This is a genomic window from Bradyrhizobium sp. WBOS07 (genome assembly GCF_024585165.1).
Lineage (GTDB): Bacteria > Pseudomonadota > Alphaproteobacteria > Rhizobiales > Xanthobacteraceae > Bradyrhizobium > Bradyrhizobium japonicum_B.
The window spans coordinates 6708879-6727433 of record NZ_CP029008.1 but is presented as its reverse complement, the minus strand read 5'-3'; the positions used below and the strand labels follow the sequence as shown (position 1 = coordinate 6727433).

Genomic DNA, 18555 nt, shown 5'->3' with positions numbered 1-18555 from the left:
CCATCCCGGCTCATCCAGGAGGGGCGATCTCGAGGTCGTCTTGATCGCGAGCCGGGCTTGCGGTGGACGCGGCAGCGTCGGCACGAGATGGGACGGGCAGGGCGGGTAGTCCCTGTGAGCCTGAACCCCGCGTGTGACGAAGCTGCACCAAGGCGGTTTCGCTCGAGTACGTCAGCAGCGCCTCGTGCGTCGCGCGGGTCACGCCGACATAGGTCAGTCGCACGCACTCCTCGACGGTCTCGCCATGGCGGCCGAGCAGGCCGAGGCCGGCCATGGCGACGCAGGGAAGGTGCCGACATGGACGCCGTCGGCGCCGATGACTTCCATATGCTCTGCGATGTTCTGCATGGCGGGTTCCTTGTTGAACCCACGCCAACGCAGACGAGGCACGTTCGTTCTCTCTCGGGAATGACGAAACCGATGGAGCCGTGTCAGATCAGCGGCGCCTGCGACGAGGCGTGGTGATTGACGATCTTCCAGTCGCCGTCCTCGCGGATGATGACCCAGCTCATCTTGACGATGAGATCGTCCCCGCGATCTCGAGCACCGGCTTCAGGCGCGGATCGCGCTTGATCAGCGCGTGGACGGCTTCTTCGAGATCGGATTGGGTTTCGAGATGGATGGTCATGACAATCTGGCGAGCCCTCTGTCGTCATGGCGCCACCCGTTTTCCGATTTGCCCCCAGCCCCAACGGCTTCCTCCATCTCGGCCACGCCTTGTCCGCGCTGCTGAATTTCGAGCGCGCGCAGGAGACCGGCGGGCGGCTGCTGTTGCGGATCCGAGCCGACCTCCGGCAATACAGGCATCGCGCTCGCGTTCGTGGCGGCGTCGCGCGGCTACCGGCTCAAGCTGGTGATGCCGGAATCGATGTCGATCGAGCGGCGCAAGATGCTGGCTTTTCTCGGCACCGGCGGCACCATCACCGGCGTCGGCCAGGTGCTCAAGCCGCGCAAGGCCTCGCTTCGCGTGGTCGCGGTCGAGCCGGAGGAGAGCCCGGTGTTGTCGGGCGGACAGCATACCCCGCATAACCAGGAGGGGCGATCTCGAGGTCGTCTTGATCGCGAGCCGGGCTTGCGGTGGACGCGGCAGCGTCGGCACGAGATGGGACGGGCAGGGCGGGTAGTCCCTGTGAGCCTGAACCCCGCGTGTGACGAACGGCGCTGCTAGGCTCCGTCTCGCCTGTAAGTTTCCGACTTCGTCGACGGGGCCGGGAATACTGCGGCGAAAGGGCGGGCCGTGCGTACGGCAAAACCGTGTGGTCCTGGCCGTCGTTGCTACGGTCAAGCTTCCGCGGAGGTGCGAGCGAGCCCAACCGGGCAGACTGCATCATCCAAGGTTCAGGCTCACAGGGACTACCCGCCCTGCCCGTCCCATCTCGTGCCGACGCTGCCGCGTCCACCGCAAGCCCGGCTCGCGATCAAGACGACCTCGAGATCGCCCCTCCTGGATGAGCCGGGATGGACGACACATACGTCAAAACCGAATTTCGGTAAAGTGGAATATTTTTGACGAGCGGGATTGACAGAGGCCGACACAGGGCACGGTCCCGTAGCCCGGATGGAGCGAAAGCGTAATCCGGGGAAGCGGAGCATGCCGGGGGAGCGGCCCCGGATTGCGCTCCGCTCCATCCGGGCTACACGCTACACGCACGTGCACCCGCGCCGTAATTAGGCCATGGAAATAATCTATTATCTTCTATTTCAACTGGACTCGCTACAAAATCACTTTGATTTTCCCAATTGCTTGTCATCATGTCCAATAATTCATCAATTTTATCTTCTTCATCCATGTCCTTGATTTTATCTGCCAATTCATGAATCTTATTTTTAGCGTCTGGTAATTTGTTTTTTAAACTATTTAATTCATCATTAGTTAAATTGGTAGCATCCTGTGAAATACTTAGCAATTTTTCTACCTCTGGTAAAGTATTTCTACCTTCATCAATAATAGATAAGCTATCGTCTAAAACGTTTCTAGTTGAATTAATACTTTTTTCTACTCCTGAGACAATTTCTGAATCATAATTGTCTGTAATATTTGCCACCAAACTATGTACTTCCAGCATGGCCCACTTGTGGCCGTCGGCCTTCCATCTCTGTAGGTGGTGGGTGCGGATCTTGGTCCGCGGCCCGGAGCCTCCGGGGGTATTGGCCCCATAGATAGTCTGCTCAGACATCACTGTCCCTAATGGTGGTCGGGTCGATCCTCGTGGCCCGTTAGGGTCCCCGGGTTCGTCGGACCCTGACAGTCTGCCACTTCTTCCCCTCAGACGCGCCCGGGGCCCCCATCGGCATACCATCGCGCATGCAGCGGCTCAGTGGCCTGGACGCCAGTTGCTGTGTCTGGAAACGTCCACTCAGCCCATGCATGTTTGCTCGAGCATGGGTTACGCCTTTGACCGGCTGCGTGACGCGTTCTGACTCCAGATCAAGGCGAGGCCGCGGTTTCGGAAAAAGCTTGCCAGCAGTGCGCACCCTCGGTCGAGCATGGCTCGACTCTACAGACAGCTGTCGAGCGTGCTCGACGCCATGAAAGCATGCCGCCGTGTCCGCACCCCTGCTTGAACAATTGATCGACGCATTGCGGGTGCTGCCTGGCGTCGGCCAGAAGACTGCACAGCGCATGGCCTATCACCTGCTCGAGCGCGAGCGCGAAGGTGGCCAGCGTCTGGCCGAGACACTGGAATTGGCGGTGGAGCGAATCGGCCACTGCGTGCAGTGCCGCGATTTCAGCGAAACCGAGCTGTGCCCGACCTGTGCCAACGGCAGCCGCGAGCGCAGCCAGCTGTGCGTGGTCGAATCGCCGGCCGACCGCCTGGCCATCGAGAACGCCACCGGCTTCCGCGGTGTCTACTTCGTGCTGCAGGGGCGGCTGTCGCCGCTCGATGGCGTTCGTAGTAGCGCCCATTGCGCCAGCATTCCAAATAATCGAACAACCCGCGCGAGTCCAGCACGGGCGTTGGTTCACCAAAGGAAAAGGCCGTATTTGCCCCGGCAGTGCCCGCGCTCGGCGCGGGCACAACCTGACCGATAGCGGCATCAGCAGGGGACTCAGTCACGCCACGCCCTCTGCATTGAGCTCTACCCGCCGCCTGATACGGGCGGCAGTACTGCCTGCCAGCTGCATGTCCACCTCGCTCATATCCATCGGCGGCAATGCCAAGCGTTCCGCAACCTGCTCAGTCACTGTGGCATCGTCCAAACGATGGCGCACCGCGTTGCAGAGGTTGCCGAAAAACGCGCTGGCCAGTTCGTCGTCACTGGCTGCCTGCCGATGGTTCACGCCCGCGTTCTCCGCTCTCGAGAACGGCATTAGGTAAAGGGTTATTGATCATTGCGCCCTGGTTGATGAAGGCGTTATCGATTGTCGGCACGCTGGCGATGTTCCTCGTCGGCGGCGGGATTGTGGTACATGGTATTGCGCCGCTGCATCACGCCATTGAACATTTCGCCGGGCAGCAAAGTGCAGTGGTGGCGATGATATTACCGACTGTTTTAAATCTGATTCTTGGATTTATCATCGGCGGCATCGTGGTGCTGGGAGTGAAAGCCGTAGCGAAAATGCGCGGTCAGGCACATTAATACTCGCACAGGCTATTATGCAAAATTCGCCATCTTCAACTAAGGTGAACAAGTTTCACTCGAAAAAAGGAGGCGAGTATGAGCTTTATGGTTAGTGAGGAAGTTACGGTTAAAGAGGGCGGCCCGCGGATGATTGTCACTGGATGATCTACGACGTGCCCGACGGGGGCGTGCCCGTCTACATCGCCGCCGGCGGCCCGGCGGTGGCCAAGTACGCCGGCCGCGCCGGTGACGGCTTCATCTGTACGTCCGGCAAGGGCGAGGAGCTCTACACCGAGAAGCTGATGCCGGCGGTACGAGAAGGCGCCGCTGCCGCTGACCGATCCGTCGACGGCATCGACAAGATGATCGAAATCAAGATCGCCTACGACCCCGACCCGGAGCTGGCATTGAACAACACCCGGTTTTGGGCGCCGCTGTCGTTGACAGCTGAGCAGAAGCACAGCATCGACGACCCGATCGAGATGGAGATGGCCGCCGATGCGCTGCCAATCGAACAGATCGCCAAGCGCTGGATCGTGGCGTCGGACCCCGACGAAGCCGTCGAAAAGGTAGGTCAATACGTGACGACGCAGGGTCAGCATCACGGCGGCGACCACGGCCACGGTCAGGATGACGGCGGCGAACTCGAACGGCAGCAGGTATTCGGTGAACAGCGTGCGCGCCAGCCAGGTGACGTTGGAGCTGTCGGCAGCGACCGCAGCGGCGTTGTCGGCCGGGAACGGAGTGACCGCCCTGCCCTTCACGCCGATCAGGATCAGCATCTGCACCAGCATCGCCACTGCCACGATCAGGCCGACCGGCAGGTAGCGCACCCAGCCCTCACGCATCTTGGTGGGATCGATGTCCAGCATCATCACCACGAACAGGAACAGCACCATCACCGCGCCGACGTAGACCAGCACCAGCGCCACGCCGAGGAACTCGGCGCCCACCAGCAGCCACACGCAGGCAATGGAGAAGAAGGTCAGCACCAGGCACAGCACTGCATGTGCAGCACGCGCCGCAGATGGTGGCGTCCCTGGAGGGCGTCTCCGGCTGCCGGGATGCTCCGGAGCTGGCGAACCGGCCGCAGCCTCCGGATGCCCTGCGGCCTCGCGTGGACGCGGCGCGGCGCAAGCTGGCCGAGGCACGGGCCCACATGGACGCGGGCAACCACTCCGGCGCGTTGAAGGAGACGACGGCCTTGCTTCAGGACATCCAGGGGCTGCACTACCGGCCGCTGGAGGCAGAGGTCCTCACGCTGCACGGCTATGCCCATGGGCTCGCGGGCAAGCCCAAGGAAGCCGAGGAGCACCTCTACAAGGCGCTCTGGGCCGCCGAGGCGGGCCGCGACGACGAAACCGTGGCCCGTGTCTGGAACCTCCTCCTGTGGGTGGTGGGCGACCAGATGGCGCGCATGGACGAGGCGAACCGGCTGGTGCACCACCTGTTTGCCCAGCGAGATCACAATGCGATCGGTCTTATTGAGAGTCATGGAGAGTCCTTGTGCTCTATGTGTACTGCTCTACTTTACCGTCGCTGCTGAATTTCGCCTCATGTTTGTACTACTAATGTGATGCTGTACGTTATCAACATGAGCGTAATGTAGTACAACATTATTGTGTTGTACTACAATTTGGATCACAAAAAGAACAATTCATGAAAATTAAAGCGCAGCGGCCCTGGCAAGAGGCGATAAGAGAGAAAATTAAGGGGAGGAGGCGTTAAAACGCTTCGCCGACCTGGAAGTAAAAGCCGCTGCTGCCTTTGCCGATACCGTAGTCGAGGCGAACATTAACGCGAGGTTTGAATTCAAAGCGGTAGCCAACGCCCGCCGAAGGCAGCCAGCGGCCATTATTCAGCGACGACAGTGAGGGCCCCATGGTTCCCGCCATTTTATGATGATATTAAAGAAGAACAACCTATTTCAAAGGAAAATTTTCATTTACTTAAAGATGAATTTTAATGGAGGAAAATATGGAAACAATTCTTGTTGTTGAGGATGAACTGTCAATTAGAAGTTTTATCTGCATAAATTTAAGAAAGAAAAAGTACGAAGTTCTAGAAGCTGAGAATGGAGAAGAGGCCTTATCTATTTTTAATAATAGAAAGATTGATATTGTCTTATTAGATTTAATGCTCCCAGGAATTGATGGATTTGAGGTGTGTCAGAAAATTAGAGATATAAGTCAATCTGTTGGGATTATCATGTTAACGGCACGATCTCAGGAAGAAGATAGAGTAAAGGGTCTTGTAGAAGGAGCTGACGATTATTTACTAAAGCCATTTAGCATGGTTGAGCTAGAGGCAAGAATTATTTCTTTAGCGCGAAGATTGAATCGTATGGGACCATAGCTTATTGGTGCCAGAACAAGCGTTATAACTGCGTAAAGTGCGGCTATGATAGCTGTTTTAACTAGCCTTTTCACTGTATTATTATTATTCATATAAACTCCTCCATTTTACTAATAATATTTTTAAAGTTAACCTGCTTAATCAACCTTCCCCATAATTTCCGTACTCTCAAAGAACAAAATCTCCACAAATTTTGCTTCAATATAGATTCCTAGAAAATAAAAAAATCGCAGGAAAAATCCTACGATAAATATACTCAACAAAAATTAAATATTCCATTAACACAAATTAATTTAATCTTTATTATTATCAATTATTTAACCGTAGTTTTATTTTAAGTCAGGAGGCTTTCGAACTGACTATATGTTATTTTTTACTCTTATGATTATATCAAATAGATGAACTCACCACAAGCTATGCATTAGCTTTCCACTATATATTCGTAGTAATAGTTGGAACGGGTTCTGTTGGGGCAGCGGTAGCATTTGACATGGTAATGAATCATGTTTGCGATGATTTAATACTGATTGATATAAATAAAGAAAAATCATGGGCTGAAGCAACGGATTTGCAACATTCTCTTGGATATAGCGGAAGTAAGATGAGGGTAAAAGATGGGGAGTACGAAGAATGTAATGATGCAGATATAGTTGTAATCGCAGCTGCATTACCTTATATTACAGGGCAAACAAGATTAGATATGTTAGAAAAAGCTGCAGGAATAATGAATAATATAGTCCCGAACATTATGAAAAGTGGATTTTCAGGCATAATAGTTGTAATAACAAATCCTGTTGATGTTATGTCATATTACGTGCACAAACTTTCAGGTTTACCGGCAAGTAAAGTCATTGGAACAGGAACAGCTCTAGATTCAGCACGTTTGAAATATCATTTAGCTGATGATGATATAGTTTATGGAACAACTCCTTTGCCTGAAGCTTTAGAAAATTTATCACATAAAGTGTGCAAGCCTCTGAGCAATTTTATTGAATTAGTGGTTAATAGATTACTAAAAGGGAATGTAGAAAGCGTATATGAAGCAGCATTAGAGGAGTTTGAAGTGTTGGAAAATGAATTTTATCTTGAACGTGATGACAGAAAGATAATGTCAGATTTTTTTAAGTTTCTTGGAGAATCAGGTGTTTATGGACAAGAAAAAATATTCTTATTGGCGATTGAAGGAATAAAAATAAATCTAAGTGATGCAGAGGAAAATGCAAAGAAGAATACAAAGCTTTATAGATATCTTGGAGTATGTTTGGGAGCAATGATAATCATATTTATGATATGAGGTCATTATAAATAATTTATAATAGCTAAAATAATTATACTAAATAAGGATTGGAGGAAGATAAATGCATGATATAACTCTTCAGGTGGATCAGCGGCAGCAGCTTGTTGCGCAGGCGCAGCACCGCGGTGTCCTTGATGCGCTCGATGCGGTGCTCGGAATTGGCGCGGGCCCGCACCAGCTCGACCACCGAGAGCTGCGGGATCGCGAAGCGGTCGCCGGCGGCCTCCACGATCAAGGCGGAGACGATGGCGAGCGTCAGCGGGATCTTGATGGTGACCGAGCTTCCCTCGCCGGCCACGCTCTTGATGTCGATGGTGCCGCCGATCTGGTCGATATTGGTGCGCACCACGTCCATGCCGACGCCGCGGCCCGAGACCGAGGTGATGGCGGCTGCGGTGGAGAAGCCCGGGGCGAAGATGAACTTGTGGATCTGGGCCTCGCTCATCTTCTCCAGCTCGGCCTCGGTGACGAGACCGCTAGAGATCGCCTTGGCCTTGATCTTCTCGGTGTTCAATCCGCGGCCGTTGTCGGCGATGCAGATGATGATGTGGCCGCCCTCGTGATAGGCGGAGAGGCGAATGGTGCCCTGCTCGCCCTTGCCGGATGCGAGGCGCTCGGCGGGGGTCTCCAGGCCATGATCGGCGGAGTTGCGCACCATGTGGGTGAGCGGGTCCTTGATCAGGTCGAGCACCTGGCGGTCTAGGTGTTCAGTCCCGAGGTCAAGTGGATCGGATCGCGACTGAAGCGGCTTGGCTCGCCACCCCATGCTTTACAGATGGCCTCGAATGGTGTGAGGCCGCGAAGGCTTTTGAGCCGCTTGGCGAAGTTATAAGCGTCCATGAAGGCGCCTAGGTGGTCTCTCAACTGCCGGTGGGTTTCGTAGTGGTAGCGGCGCACGGTCGCCTCCTTGAGGGTACGATTCATCCGTTCGACCTGACCATTGGTCCAGGGGTGATTGGGCTTGGTGTGGCGATGCTCGATGTTGTGCTCGCGACAGATGCGGTCAAACATGTGCAGACGCCAACAGGCGGTCGGTCCAGATCGACGTGAGGGTTGATCACAGAACTGTACGCCATTGTCGGTGAGGACGGTGTGGATTTTGAAGGGAACTGCTTCGGTCAAGGCCTGCAGGAAGGCCGCGGCGGTCTTGACCGTAGCGACGTCGTGCAGCTGCGCGAAGGCAAACTTCGAGAGCCTGTCCACCGCCACAAAGAGATACAGCTTCCCTTCTTCGGTGCGGACCTCCGCGATGTCGATATGGAAGTAGCCGATCGGATAGGCCTCGAACTTCTTTCTGGACGGTCTGTCGCCCGCGACGTCGGGCAGCCTGCTGATGCCATGGCGCTGCAAACAGCGATGTAGCGAGGAGCGCGTCAGGTGCGGAATGGTGGCCTGCAAGGCATATAGGCAGTCGTCCAGTGGCAGGAGGGTATGTCGCCGAAATGCAACGACCACCGCCTCCTCTTCGGTCGAAAGAACGGTCGAGCGCGGGGCCTTCGGCCCCATCGGCGCATCGTGGACGAAGCTGCGCTTGCGCCACTTGGCTACGGTCTTTTGGTTCAGGCCGTACTGGACCGCTAGGTCTTTGAGCGGAGCCTTCGATCGCTGTATCGCAGTTCGGATGGCATGCGTTGTCGTGGCGCTGCCGTGGAGTACCTGTCCCATAATCCCTCCCGGAATACGGGATCAGATTGACTGATTCCCCCACACTCCGGGACTAAACACCTAGGGCATCGGCTGCGGTGGCGGTCATTGTCGACACCAAGGCGCCAGCTGCACCGACGATCGCGAGCGACACTGTCAACTCTGCCAACCAGGTCGTTCTGTCGGGGACCGCTGAAGCGAACAGCACGATCAAGGTGTTTGACGGGACGACTCAGGTCGGGACGGCGACAACCAACTCGAGCGGTGCGTGGAGCGTCACGACGTCTGCATTGTCGGCCGGTTCGCACGCCTTGGCGGCGAAGGCGACCGACGTTGCCGGCAACGTCAGCGCTGCGTCGGCGGCCGTGGATGCGATCATTGGCTCTGGGACGACGACGGGCTCCACCGGCTCGGGCACGTCGGGCACGGGCACCACAGCGCCCGCCGCGCCGAAGATCGCCTCGTTCTCAAACGATACCGGCACTACCGGTGATCACATCACGAGCGACAAGACGCTGACCCTGGCGGGTACTGCGGTTGCCAACAGCACGGTCAAGGTGTTCGACGGCGCGACCCAGCTCGGCACGGCCACGGCGGATGCGAACGGAGCGTGGCACTACACCACCGCCGCGCTACCGGACGGCAAGCACAGCTTCACTGCGACCGACACGGTCTCAGGCGTGACCAGCAAGGCATCGACTTCGTTGGATGTCACGGTGGATACCGCTGCCCCCGATGCTCCGGTTCTGTTGAGCGATCCGACCACGCATAACCGCGCCACGGTCTCCGGGACGGCGGAAGCCGGGAGCTTGATCAAGCTCTACGAGGGCACGACCCTGCTTGGCACGACGACCGTTGCAAGTGACGGCGACTGGAGCGTGACGACCCCGAATCTCACGCACGGGTCACACACCTTCACCGCGACGGCCACCGACGCAGCCGGCAACACCAGCGCCTTGTCGCAGCCGATCGATCCGCCGATTGGCTCGCACAGCGGCGGCGGCACTTCGACGGTGGAGGTCACCAATGTGCGCCAGCACTGGGATCACACGGCAACGATCAAGGGCACGGCCGATCCCAACAGCGAGATCAAGCTGTATGACGGCACGACCTCGGTCGGTTCGTCCACGACGGACGCCGACGGCAAGTGGAGCTTCCAGACCTCCGACCTGTCGGGTGTTCAGACCGGGGAGATGGTGGACGGGTGTTCGGAGACATCGTGGACACTTTCTGGGCTCCCGTCGAGAGGTCGGATGTCGACGGTTGCAATCGTTTGGGTTCTGAACACGACGTCGAAGACGCCATCCTGAGTGGTCGGCCGGAACGCGATGGCTTTGCCGCGGAAGGCCTTTGGGACTTTGAGGTTGCGTCCGAGGAATCTGACGTGACCGCCTTGCTGGACCCGGCGCACCACGTCGTTTGGTGCGTATTCGAAGGGCGCGACGGTCTCGACATAGTCGCGCGGGCTCGGCTGATAACGGCTGGCCGGCACGGCAAGCTCGAGTGCTTCGTGCGGCCGCTGCGTGTTGTAGACGGTGCGCCATCGCTCGAAAGCGCGCTGGGCGGCGGCGATGTCGGCGAAGGCAGGAGCGGACAGGACCTCGGCCTTGAGGCTGCGGTGGAAGCGTTCGTCTTTACCCATGGTCTGCGGATGATAGGGCCGCGAATGGCTGACCTTGATGCCATGCTCGATCAGCCAGACCCCGAGCGGGGTGAACGGGCTGCCCGGCCCATCGCCCCAGGGCGAACCGTTGTCGGTGATCAGCCTCTCGGGCAAGCCGTAGCGGCGGAAGGCGGCAACGAGATGCTGCTGGACCGTCTCGGTCTGCTCGTTGGCGCAAGCCGCGAGCACCACCGAAAAGCGCGAGTGATCGTCGAGCACGGTCAGCGGATGAAGCCGGCCGGTGTGCATGGCCACGTGGCCCTTGAAGTCCATCTGCCACAACTCGTTCGGCCGTTCCCGCTCGAAGCGAACGAAGGCCGACTGACCGCCGCCGAACGTGCCCAGTTCCATCCCATGCCGCTTCAGGATCGCCGTGACCGTCGAGGGCGCCGGGACTGCTTCCCGTCCCAGATCCTTCAACCGCCTGGCGATCTTCCGCCCGCCCCAGGCCGGGTGCTCGGCTCGGAGCGCAAGCACGGCCTCTTCGATCGCCGCGACACTGCGTGCCGGCGACGTCCGCGGCCGGCGCGACTGCTCCTGAAGCCCCGTCATCCCGGCCGTTCGCCAGCGCTCCAGCCACTTGTGGCCGGTCGTCGGGCTGATGCCGAAGCGACGGCACAATTGCCGAACGTTGGCTCCTTCTTCCGAGGCCAACATGACAAACTCCAATCTCGCGTCCATCCGAGACACCTCGCGGAACGGCATCCGACAGCCTCCTTACTGAGCTGTCGAAAGTGTCCACGATGTCTCCGAACACCCGTCCACCATCTCCCCGGTCTGAACAATCCCGCAGCTCTCGGTGGTCGAGCTGGTGCGGGCCCGCGCCAATTCCGAGCACCGCATCGAGCGCATCAAGGACACCGCGGTGCTGCGCCTGCGCAACAAGCTGCTGCCGCTGATCCACCTGAAGAAGCTCTTGAAGATCGACGACGGCGCGGCCTCCGATCCCGAGAACGGCTTCATCGTCGTGACCCAGGTGGGCAGCCAGACCTTCGGCATCGTCGTCGACGGCGTGTTCCACACGGAAGAGATCGTCGTGAAGCCGATGTCGACCAAGCTGCGTCACATCGACATGTTCTCCGGCAACACCATCCTGGGCGATGGCGCGGTCATCATGATCATCGACCCCAACGGCATTGCCAAGGCGCTCGGCGCCGCCGGCTCCTCGGCCCATGACATGGGCGACGAGAACGGGGCCCATCACATCGGCTCGGGCGAGCAGACCACCTCGCTGCTCGTGTTCCGCGCCGGCTCCTCGCAGCCCAAGGCGGTCCCGCTCGGCCTGGTCACGCGCCTGGAAGAGCTGCCCGCCGACAAGATCGAGTTCTCCAACGGCCGCTACATGGTGCAGTACCGCGAGCAGCTGATGCCGCTCGTGGCCATGGAAGGCGTCACCATCGCCAGCCAAGGCGCCCAGCCGATCCTGGTGTTCGCCGACGACGGCCGCTCCATGGGCCTCGTCGTCGACGAGATCATCGACATCGTCGAGGAACGCCTCAACATCGAGGTCGGCGGCTCCTCCTCCGGCATCCTGGGCTCGGCCGTGATCAAGGGCCAGGCCACCGAGGTGATCGACGTCGGCCACTTCCTCCCCATGGCGTTCTCCGACTGGTTCACCCGCAAGGAGATGAAGCCGTCGCTGCATTCGCAGTCGGTGCTGCTGGTCGACGACAGCGCGTTCTTCCGCAACATGCTGGCCCCGGTGCTGAAGGCGGCCGGCTACCGCGTCCGCACCGCGCCGACCGCGCAGGAGGGCCTCGCCGCGCTGCGGGCCCAGAGCTTCGACGTGGTGCTGACCGACATCGAGATGCCCGACATGAACGGGTTCGAGTTCGCCGAGACCATCCGCGCCGACAACAATCTCGGTTCGATGCCGATCATCGGCCTGTCGGCGCTGGTGTCGCCGGCGGCGATCGAGCGCGGCCGGCAGGCCGGCTTCCACGATTATGTCGCCAAGTTCGACCGTCCCGGCCTGATCGCGGCGCTGAAGGAGCAGACCGCGGGCGCCGCCGGCGCCTCCGAGCTGAGCCGGGCGGCGGCGTAACCCAGGGAATCAGGAGACAGGCTTATGGCCAACAACAAGACCCAGTCCAGCGACGGCGCCATGGTCGAATACGTCACCGCGATGATCGGCGGCCAGCTGTTCGGCCTGCCGATCTCCCGCGTCCAGGACGTGTTCATGCCCGAGCGCGTCACCCGCGTGCCGCTGTCCTCGCGCGAGATCGCCGGCGTGCTCAATCTGCGCGGCCGCATCGTCACCGTGGTCGACATGCGCGCCCGTCTCGGCCTGCCGCAGCCCGAGGACGGCAAGGTGCCGATGGCGGTCGGCGTCGAGTAGGACCTCCTAGCCTTGGTCAAGAGCTTTCGTGCCTTGGTGAACCAGGGTAGCGCGGTGCTCACCGCAGTCCAGGACGCTTCGCGCCGGCTACGCCGGTGCCGATGGCATCCTGGACAGCGGCTGCGCGCCGCGCTGTTGGGCTCGGCAGGTCGGGACGAAGGAATGGTCACAAGCGGCCGAACAAAGGAATGAGGCTTACTGGCTGGTGATGGCCTGAGCACTCCTGTGATTGGCGTCGTACAGCGTTCGGTTCCTGAGGGCCGCGCACAGGGCCGAGAGCAGGCGATCGCCCACGCCGCGCAACGCGCGGGCACGGCCATGGCCGCGCTGCCGCAGGGCATCATAGCGTTGCCGAGCGGCCGGGTCGTGCTGGACGGCAACGCGTGACCAGTGATGGACAGCAGTCTGCAGCCGCCTGTTGCAGGCAAAGCGCCGGATCACGAAGCGTTGCTTGCCGCTTTGCCGTGTGACCGGGGCGGCCCCTGCCAGAGCTCGCAAGGCGTGGTAATCTCGGCCGCGCAGCGGTTGTGCTGCCTCGGTGAGCAGTGTGGCGAGAACAATCCTGCCGATTCCCGGCCAGGAGCGAAGGATTGCCACGTCACACTGCTCATGGCTCTGCCCCGACGAGTTCTCCTCGTCCTGTGCCGCCAGACTATCGCAAAGGTCGTCCAGGGCAGCGCCGGCTTGCTTGATCTGCTGATTGACCAGGCGCAGGCGCGCGACAAGGCTGCGGATATGGACGCACGCGGCCTCCGTGGTACCTGGTGCGACGAACAAAGCCGTCTTGCGCAGGGTCTGCAGCACGGTGGCGGCGTCGACACGGCGGATACGATGCTCCTTGAGGATGCGCGCTATCGTCTTCTCCGATGCCTTGGCGGCCGCAGCGGGTGTCGGCACCTTCTGCCACAAGCTCAGGAACCAATCGTCTGCAACATCATCGGCCAGCTCGGCCGCTTGCGGGTAATAACGCCACAACTGATGACGCAGGCGGTTAGACAAACGCGTCCGTTCCTGCTGCAGTTCATCCAGCAGGCGCGACCATTCGCGCAACCTGATCACCGCCGGCTCGTCGATGGCAAGCTTCCGGAAGGCCTTGCGATCGGTACGCAAGGAATCGCCCAGGACAAGAGCATCACGGCTGTCATCCTTGGCACCTGCGACCGTGAAGCGATCACGGAAGCGATCAAGCTGCTTGGGATTGATGGCAAAGACCAGGAACCCATGCTCAAGCAGCATCTCCACCACAGGACCATGCGGCATCTCGATCGCCACGGCGATCTGCGCCGGGGCAGCCTTCGTCTTCTCGAGCAGCCAGTCGCGCAGCTCCACCAGACTGGCTCCGCCATGGGCGAACTCTCGCTCTCCCAGCCGCCTTCCTTCGGAATTGAGCAAGCAAACGCGATGGCTTTGCGTTGCCCAGTCGATCCCGACAAGCCAATGCACATTCTCGACCATTTGATGGACCTCCTCGTTTCCAAAAGGCGGGCCAACTGCGATCCCGATCAATCCCTGTACCGGCGCTCGCGGCGCAAACCTCCTAGTGGATCTCGATCGCAGACGCTCCGCCGGGGCGCGGGTCCTACGTCGGTGCTCAAGGCACAGGTGGGCAAGGCGGCTCCCGGCGGATCGGCCCGGCCGACCAGCCTACACCAACTGACTGGCCTCCGAACGCCAGAAGGGTACAGGGTGGGCAAAGATCGTGCTGTTCGCTTCAGCGGTCCCCGACAGAACGACCTGGTTGGCAGAGTTGACAGTGTCGCTCGCGATCGTCGGTGCAGCTGGCGCCTTGGTGTCGACAATGACCGCCACCGCAGCCGATGCCACGCTCGTTTGACCCGACGAGTTGGTTGCGGTCGCCGTCAACGTATGCTTCGCATCGGTCAAGACCTTGGTGATGTAGTCCCAACTTCCGGTCGAAGTCGCGGTCGCCGTGCCGATCTGCGTCGAACCGTCATAGACTTTCACGGTGCTGCCTGCCGCGGCGGTGCCGTGCAGAGTGATCTGATTGGCGTCAGTGATGCCGTCGCCAGTCTTGCCCGTATCGGGCGACCAGGATGCGATGGCCGGCGCTGCCGGGACTTCCGGCGTTGCGGGGGGCGTCGTCGGTGAGGTCGTCGTCGTACCGCTATTTGCCGACGTATTGAGCGTCGACGCCAGCTGCGCGCCGTCCGTGTAATTCCCGGAGAACACCGAATTGTTCCCGCGGATCAACGCGTCGCCGTATTGCGCGCCACCAATGTGATTGTTGGTGAACGACACACCGGTGATCGAGGCGGTGCCCAGATTGGAGTCCGCGTATACGGTGTAAGCGCCACCTGTTAGCAGATTGTTGGTGACTGTGACATTCGAGACCGGCCCGAAGTCATTGTCGATCATGACCGCCGAGGTCCACCCCCACTGGTTGATGATCGAATTGCCGCTGATCTGAATGTTGGAAAGGCCTCCATCGATCTGGATGCCGTCATAGTGCGGCGATCCGCCTGCCTGGAGATCGTGGATGTAGTTGCCCTGGATGACGGAGTTGCTCCCGGGAACGATGCCATTCTCCACGTTGAAGATGTTGTTCCCGATGAACGTGCCGCTCCCCATGATGCCCTGATTGCCCGTGCCATCCGGTGCCCGGCCGGTGCCATCGATGGTGCAATTCTGGACGACTGCGCCCGAGACTCCGGAATCGATGGTCACCCCGGCCCATCCGCCGGACGTGATCTTGCAGTTCTCGAGCGTCACGTTGTCCGCCTTGATGTAGACGCTTCCGGTGATGTTGAGTCCCGAAACCACCGCTCCCGCCTGCGTAATCACTACGTCTCCCGAAGGAGTGAGCGTTACCCCCGCAGGCACGCCGGTGTTCGTTGCGTCAGGCCATGCATTCGTTGTGGTCGCCAAAATGGTCTCTCCGTCTTTTCTGTATTATTCCCCGTTAATCGCCACCAGCATTTATTTTGGATTTGCACTCTCGATTTAATCGTGATCGAGATACGCCGGCGACGTGCTTGCACGGCGTTAATGGTCGGCAGCAGAAGGCCTTTTTTTGACAAGACCACGGCTCCGCCAAGGTCATTTCGCCGCAAACGCCGCCAGATTCTTGTTTTCGGAAATGCGGAGAAAAAATCTACGCCACGGGAATCAAAAGCGATTCCGTTTTAGCGGCGATCAACTCGGCGTAAAATACGCCCGTTATGCACTTCACAGAAACTTCGCTCCAGCTATCGACAGGGCCAGCGATCACGATTGACGAGCAGGCAGGAAGAACAACTTCATCGCCCGCAGCATTAAATAAACCAACGGATGTATAAATAAATATGTCAGCGCATTATTAAATGCAGCGCTCGAATCGTCGTTGCAGCAAATCGCGGCAAGCACTCGCACATGGTTGCTGTGATCGGCGACGCCCAAGATGAACGTAGTGAATGAACTTGAATGACGGAGGCGCGATCACTTCGACTTCGCGCGAATGCAGAGCAGAAAAAGGAGTCATTCAAATAGCGCCGCAGACGAGAGACGGCGGCAAGGGCTGTCGTCCAACCGCCAATTGTTTTCGCCGGCGGCCATCAAAGCACTACCGGCGTCTAAGCCTTCCGGCACAGAAATACTTTCTCACCCCGGATAAGCCCATATTGCGCGACTTGCGGCTCGACCGCGGTATATTCATCGACGACGAAGCCCGCACGTTCCAGGCGGCGCCGGAAATCACGACCGAAAAAGCGGACGTGATCATGCTGATTGAAGTACAGGATCCGATCCTCTACTGTTCTCTGCCTCGACCGATCCTCAAACGTCTCCTGCCACCCTTCAATGAGCGGGATCATCGCGACCAAGGTGCCCCTCTTGCGCAGGATCCGGAATAGTTCGGGGATTGCCAGGCGATCATTCACGTGCTCCAGGATGTGGCAGCAGATGATCAAATCGAGCCTGTTATCCTCGAGATCGATCTTTTCGATGTTGATGTCGAGATCAGCGCCGCTACCGCCGAATTCACAGGTGAGATAGCTGCGCGGCCTCCTCGCCTTTATGTACCTCGTAACACCTGCTTCGGGCGCGAAGTGAAGGATATCCTTTCCCGTAAACAAGTTCTGCTCGGCGTCGCAGAGCGCCAACAACCGGTGCCGCTCGTGTGACAGACAGTTCGGACAGAGCGAGTCGAAGTTGATCCCCAATGCCAGCGGATTTGCGTACGCAAAGAAGCGGCCGCGATACCCGCATACCGGACAAGACCTCTCGAATCGTCCGAACAGGAAGCGGATCGTCCGTAGCCCGCTGCGCAATGACCAGACATAGGGGCGCAATCGTCCCTTGATGCTTCCAGTCGACGATGGTGCCACGTCAAAATTGTTCATCTTGCCCTCCCAACATCTGCCATTCCCTGAGCGAAGCACGCACTCCGATGCAAACGCCCCAGAACGTCCACATGTAGTTCCAGAAATGCACCGTCAAACCTGTGAACAGGAAGACCATGCAGGCGATCGTGAAGCCCCTTTGAATTTCGGTCGAACGAAGTCCGGGCACGGGCAGCATCGCCGAGAGATTTAGAACGATAAGGAGCATGGTGACCGGTATGCCGTAATGCAGGCTCGTGACGAGCCACACGCTGTCGACGGTTCGGTCGAGCAGATAATAGCCGAACGTCACGAATCCCGCTCCGGTCAGCGGCGACTGCCACACCTGCGCGGAGACTGCGTCCCAGATCATGAGGCGATAGAATCCAGTCTGAGGCTCCAGCGTCGCGTGAGACAGCAGCCAGCTGAGAGGATTGTTTGTCACGGCAGTGACGGCAACCAGGAACATGCCCGCCCCGGTCCAAAGCAGATGCCATCGCCAGGGGAAGCGACACAACAACCGGTCGTAGCCGTAGCTCGACACGACGAGGACCATCCCCATGACGGCGGCCGAAGATAGCGACAGCAATCCGCCGAAGGAACATAGACATGCCCACGAAAGACGCTTGATGGGGCTCGCGGTCGAGAACAGCACGATGGCGGCAGCCAACGAACAGAAAACGCCGTAGAGAATTGGATGGTCGAATGTCGCTATTGCGCGCCGCAGACCCGCCCGCACTCCATCTGCACTCGACTTGCCGTCGTCCACAAAGGCGTCAGGCTGCGGTAGGAGTGTCGCCATGATCTCGCGAACGATCCAATGCCCCGTCAACACGTCCGCTACCGCAACGCATATCGCAATTGCCGTGAATGCCTTGACCAGACGAATGAACTGCTGGACCGCCGGCGGCTCCAGAACGAAGGCTCGCGCGACAAAATATGCTCCAACAAAGTCGAGGGCCTCTGCAACGGCGGAGAACGCCGATTGAGGTCCGGCGGCATAGGCGGCCGCTCCCACCATGGCGAGCGCAAGCATCCCCGCCAACCCGTCCGACAGCAGGAGCCGCCGGGTGGGCTGCAATAACTGCGCAAGCGCCGGCATCAGCAGGAGTATGAGGGCTATCCTGGTCGGCGTTAGCTTTGCGCCCGCAATCAGCACCTGCAGCCCCGATGGCAAGACGATGCCCATGAGAAGGAGGGGGACGGCCCAACTGATGCGATGAGGAATGGTCGATCGGACCCCCGCCCCCGTCGCGCGAATTCGCGCGTCCCCCGCAACGAAAGCATCGCTGGGATAGCTCATGAGGCGATCTCCCCGAAGGGGCTGAAGCAGCCCATCAGGTCCGGCAGACTGTCCGGTTGGCCAGGCACGTGCGGG

General features: G+C 59.0%; 14 protein-coding genes and 11 pseudogenes. 11 read left to right on the top strand and 14 right to left on the bottom strand.

Annotation, left to right across the window (positions count from 1 at the left end):
• Positions 1–213 precede the first annotated feature (213 nt).
• The 3 genes and pseudogenes from DCM79_RS31745 to DCM79_RS31735 all read right to left on the bottom strand — a co-directional run.
• The gene (locus DCM79_RS31745) at positions 214–348 is read right to left on the bottom strand and encodes a DUF2171 domain-containing protein (protein ID WP_257177939.1); all 135 of its coding nucleotides are present in this window, start codon (positions 346–348) and stop codon (positions 214–216) included.
• A gap of 83 nt (positions 349–431) precedes the next feature.
• A pseudogene (locus DCM79_RS31740) lies at positions 432–527 on the bottom strand (nuclear transport factor 2 family protein); the annotation flags it as partial.
• A 2-nt stretch (positions 528–529) separates the two neighbouring features.
• A pseudogene (locus DCM79_RS31735) lies at positions 530–628 on the bottom strand (DNA-3-methyladenine glycosylase 2 family protein); the annotation flags it as partial.
• A 26-nt stretch (positions 629–654) separates the two neighbouring features.
• Here DCM79_RS31735 and DCM79_RS31730 point away from each other — a divergent pair.
• Together DCM79_RS31730 and DCM79_RS31725 are read left to right on the top strand one after the other, a co-directional pair.
• A pseudogene (locus DCM79_RS31730) lies at positions 655–780 on the top strand (glutamate--tRNA ligase family protein); the annotation flags it as partial.
• A 1-nt stretch (position 781) separates the two neighbouring features.
• Positions 782–1051 (top strand): annotated as a pseudogene (locus tag DCM79_RS31725) (pyridoxal-phosphate dependent enzyme); the annotation flags it as partial.
• A gap of 583 nt (positions 1052–1634) precedes the next feature.
• Here the strand turns inward: DCM79_RS31725 and DCM79_RS31720 are convergent.
• A complete protein-coding gene (locus DCM79_RS31720; protein ID WP_257177938.1) occupies positions 1635–2066 on the bottom strand; it encodes a hypothetical protein in 432 nt (143 codons plus the stop codon).
• 479 nt (positions 2067–2545) lie between these two features.
• On the opposite strand from DCM79_RS31720, the pseudogene DCM79_RS31715 reads away from it, so the two are divergent.
• Positions 2546–2905: pseudogene (locus DCM79_RS31715) on the top strand (toprim domain-containing protein); the annotation flags it as partial.
• 150 nt (positions 2906–3055) lie between these two features.
• Here the strand turns inward: DCM79_RS31715 and DCM79_RS31710 are convergent.
• On the bottom strand, positions 3056–3283 hold the full coding sequence (locus tag DCM79_RS31710) for a hypothetical protein (RefSeq protein WP_257180938.1): 228 nt from the start codon (positions 3281–3283) through the stop codon (positions 3056–3058).
• Between DCM79_RS31710 and DCM79_RS31705 the strand changes: the two genes are divergently transcribed.
• Positions 3187–3582 (top strand): DUF808 family protein, encoded by a 396-nt coding sequence (locus DCM79_RS31705; RefSeq protein WP_257180911.1) that lies wholly within the window; start codon positions 3187–3189, stop codon positions 3580–3582. The genes DCM79_RS31710 and DCM79_RS31705 overlap by 97 nt on opposite strands.
• Before the next feature lie 143 nt (positions 3583–3725).
• A pseudogene (locus DCM79_RS31875) lies at positions 3726–4097 on the top strand (LLM class flavin-dependent oxidoreductase); the annotation flags it as partial.
• 108 nt (positions 4098–4205) lie between these two features.
• Here the strand turns inward: DCM79_RS31875 and DCM79_RS31870 are convergent.
• Positions 4206–4529: pseudogene (locus DCM79_RS31870) on the bottom strand (NADH-quinone oxidoreductase subunit J); the annotation flags it as partial.
• A gap of 62 nt (positions 4530–4591) precedes the next feature.
• On the opposite strand from DCM79_RS31870, the gene DCM79_RS31695 reads away from it, so the two are divergent.
• Positions 4592–5110: a hypothetical protein gene (locus DCM79_RS31695; RefSeq protein WP_257180937.1), complete on the top strand. Its 519-nt coding sequence runs from the start codon at positions 4592–4594 to the stop codon at positions 5108–5110.
• A 178-nt stretch (positions 5111–5288) separates the two neighbouring features.
• Here DCM79_RS31695 and DCM79_RS31690 read toward each other — a convergent pair whose 3' ends face one another.
• Positions 5289–5447 carry a hypothetical protein gene (locus DCM79_RS31690; RefSeq protein ID WP_257177936.1) on the bottom strand — a complete coding sequence of 53 codons (159 nt, stop codon included), beginning with the start codon at positions 5445–5447 and terminating at the stop codon, positions 5289–5291.
• A 94-nt stretch (positions 5448–5541) separates the two neighbouring features.
• On the opposite strand from DCM79_RS31690, the gene DCM79_RS31685 reads away from it, so the two are divergent.
• Both DCM79_RS31685 and DCM79_RS31680 read left to right on the top strand, forming a co-directional pair.
• Entirely contained in the window at positions 5542–5919 is a 378-nt protein-coding gene (locus DCM79_RS31685) for a response regulator transcription factor (RefSeq protein WP_257177935.1), read from the top strand.
• 394 nt (positions 5920–6313) lie between these two features.
• A complete protein-coding gene (locus DCM79_RS31680; RefSeq protein WP_306556742.1) occupies positions 6314–7213 on the top strand; it encodes a hypothetical protein in 900 nt (299 codons plus the stop codon).
• Positions 7214–7283: 70 nt separating this feature from the next.
• Here DCM79_RS31680 and DCM79_RS31675 read toward each other — a convergent pair.
• Both DCM79_RS31675 and DCM79_RS31670 read right to left on the bottom strand, forming a co-directional pair.
• Positions 7284–7919 (bottom strand): annotated as a pseudogene (locus DCM79_RS31675) (chemotaxis protein CheA); the annotation flags it as partial.
• Positions 7916–8881, bottom strand: coding sequence for an IS481 family transposase (locus DCM79_RS31670; protein WP_257177934.1), 966 nt, complete (start codon positions 8879–8881; stop codon positions 7916–7918). The gene DCM79_RS31670 and the pseudogene DCM79_RS31675, both read right to left, overlap by 4 nt.
• A 77-nt stretch (positions 8882–8958) precedes the next feature.
• Between DCM79_RS31670 and DCM79_RS31665 the strand changes: the two are divergent.
• A pseudogene (locus tag DCM79_RS31665) lies at positions 8959–9810 on the top strand (Ig-like domain-containing protein); the annotation flags it as partial.
• A 230-nt stretch (positions 9811–10040) separates the two neighbouring features.
• On the opposite strand, the gene DCM79_RS31660 reads toward DCM79_RS31665, so the two are convergent.
• On the bottom strand, positions 10041–11228 hold the full coding sequence (locus tag DCM79_RS31660; protein ID WP_257177933.1) for an IS481 family transposase: 1188 nt from the start codon (positions 11226–11228) through the stop codon (positions 10041–10043).
• 79 nt (positions 11229–11307) lie between these two features.
• Here DCM79_RS31660 and DCM79_RS31655 point away from each other — a divergent pair.
• Both DCM79_RS31655 and DCM79_RS31650 read left to right on the top strand, forming a co-directional pair.
• A pseudogene (locus tag DCM79_RS31655) lies at positions 11308–12567 on the top strand (chemotaxis protein CheW); the annotation flags it as partial.
• Between the two features lie 24 nt (positions 12568–12591).
• A pseudogene (locus DCM79_RS31650) lies at positions 12592–12858 on the top strand (chemotaxis protein CheW); the annotation flags it as partial.
• A 198-nt stretch (positions 12859–13056) separates the two neighbouring features.
• On the opposite strand, the gene DCM79_RS31645 reads toward DCM79_RS31650, so the two are convergent.
• The 4 genes from DCM79_RS31645 to DCM79_RS31630 all read right to left on the bottom strand — a co-directional run bounded on the left by DCM79_RS31645 (position 13057) and on the right by DCM79_RS31630 (position 18480).
• A complete protein-coding gene (locus DCM79_RS31645; protein ID WP_257177932.1) occupies positions 13057–14316 on the bottom strand; it encodes an IS110 family transposase in 1260 nt (419 codons plus the stop codon).
• 189 nt (positions 14317–14505) lie between these two features.
• Positions 14506–15663: an Ig-like domain-containing protein gene (locus tag DCM79_RS31640; RefSeq protein WP_257177931.1), complete on the bottom strand. Its 1158-nt coding sequence runs from the start codon at positions 15661–15663 to the stop codon at positions 14506–14508.
• 767 nt (positions 15664–16430) lie between these two features.
• Positions 16431–17198, bottom strand: coding sequence for a methyltransferase domain-containing protein (locus DCM79_RS31635; RefSeq protein WP_257177930.1), 768 nt, complete (start codon positions 17196–17198; stop codon positions 16431–16433).
• The gene (locus DCM79_RS31630; RefSeq protein WP_257177929.1) at positions 17185–18480 is read right to left on the bottom strand and encodes an O-antigen ligase; all 1296 of its coding nucleotides are present in this window, start codon (positions 18478–18480) and stop codon (positions 17185–17187) included. Before DCM79_RS31630 ends, DCM79_RS31635 begins: the two co-directional genes overlap by 14 nt.
• Between the last annotated feature and the right edge of the window lie 75 nt (positions 18481–18555).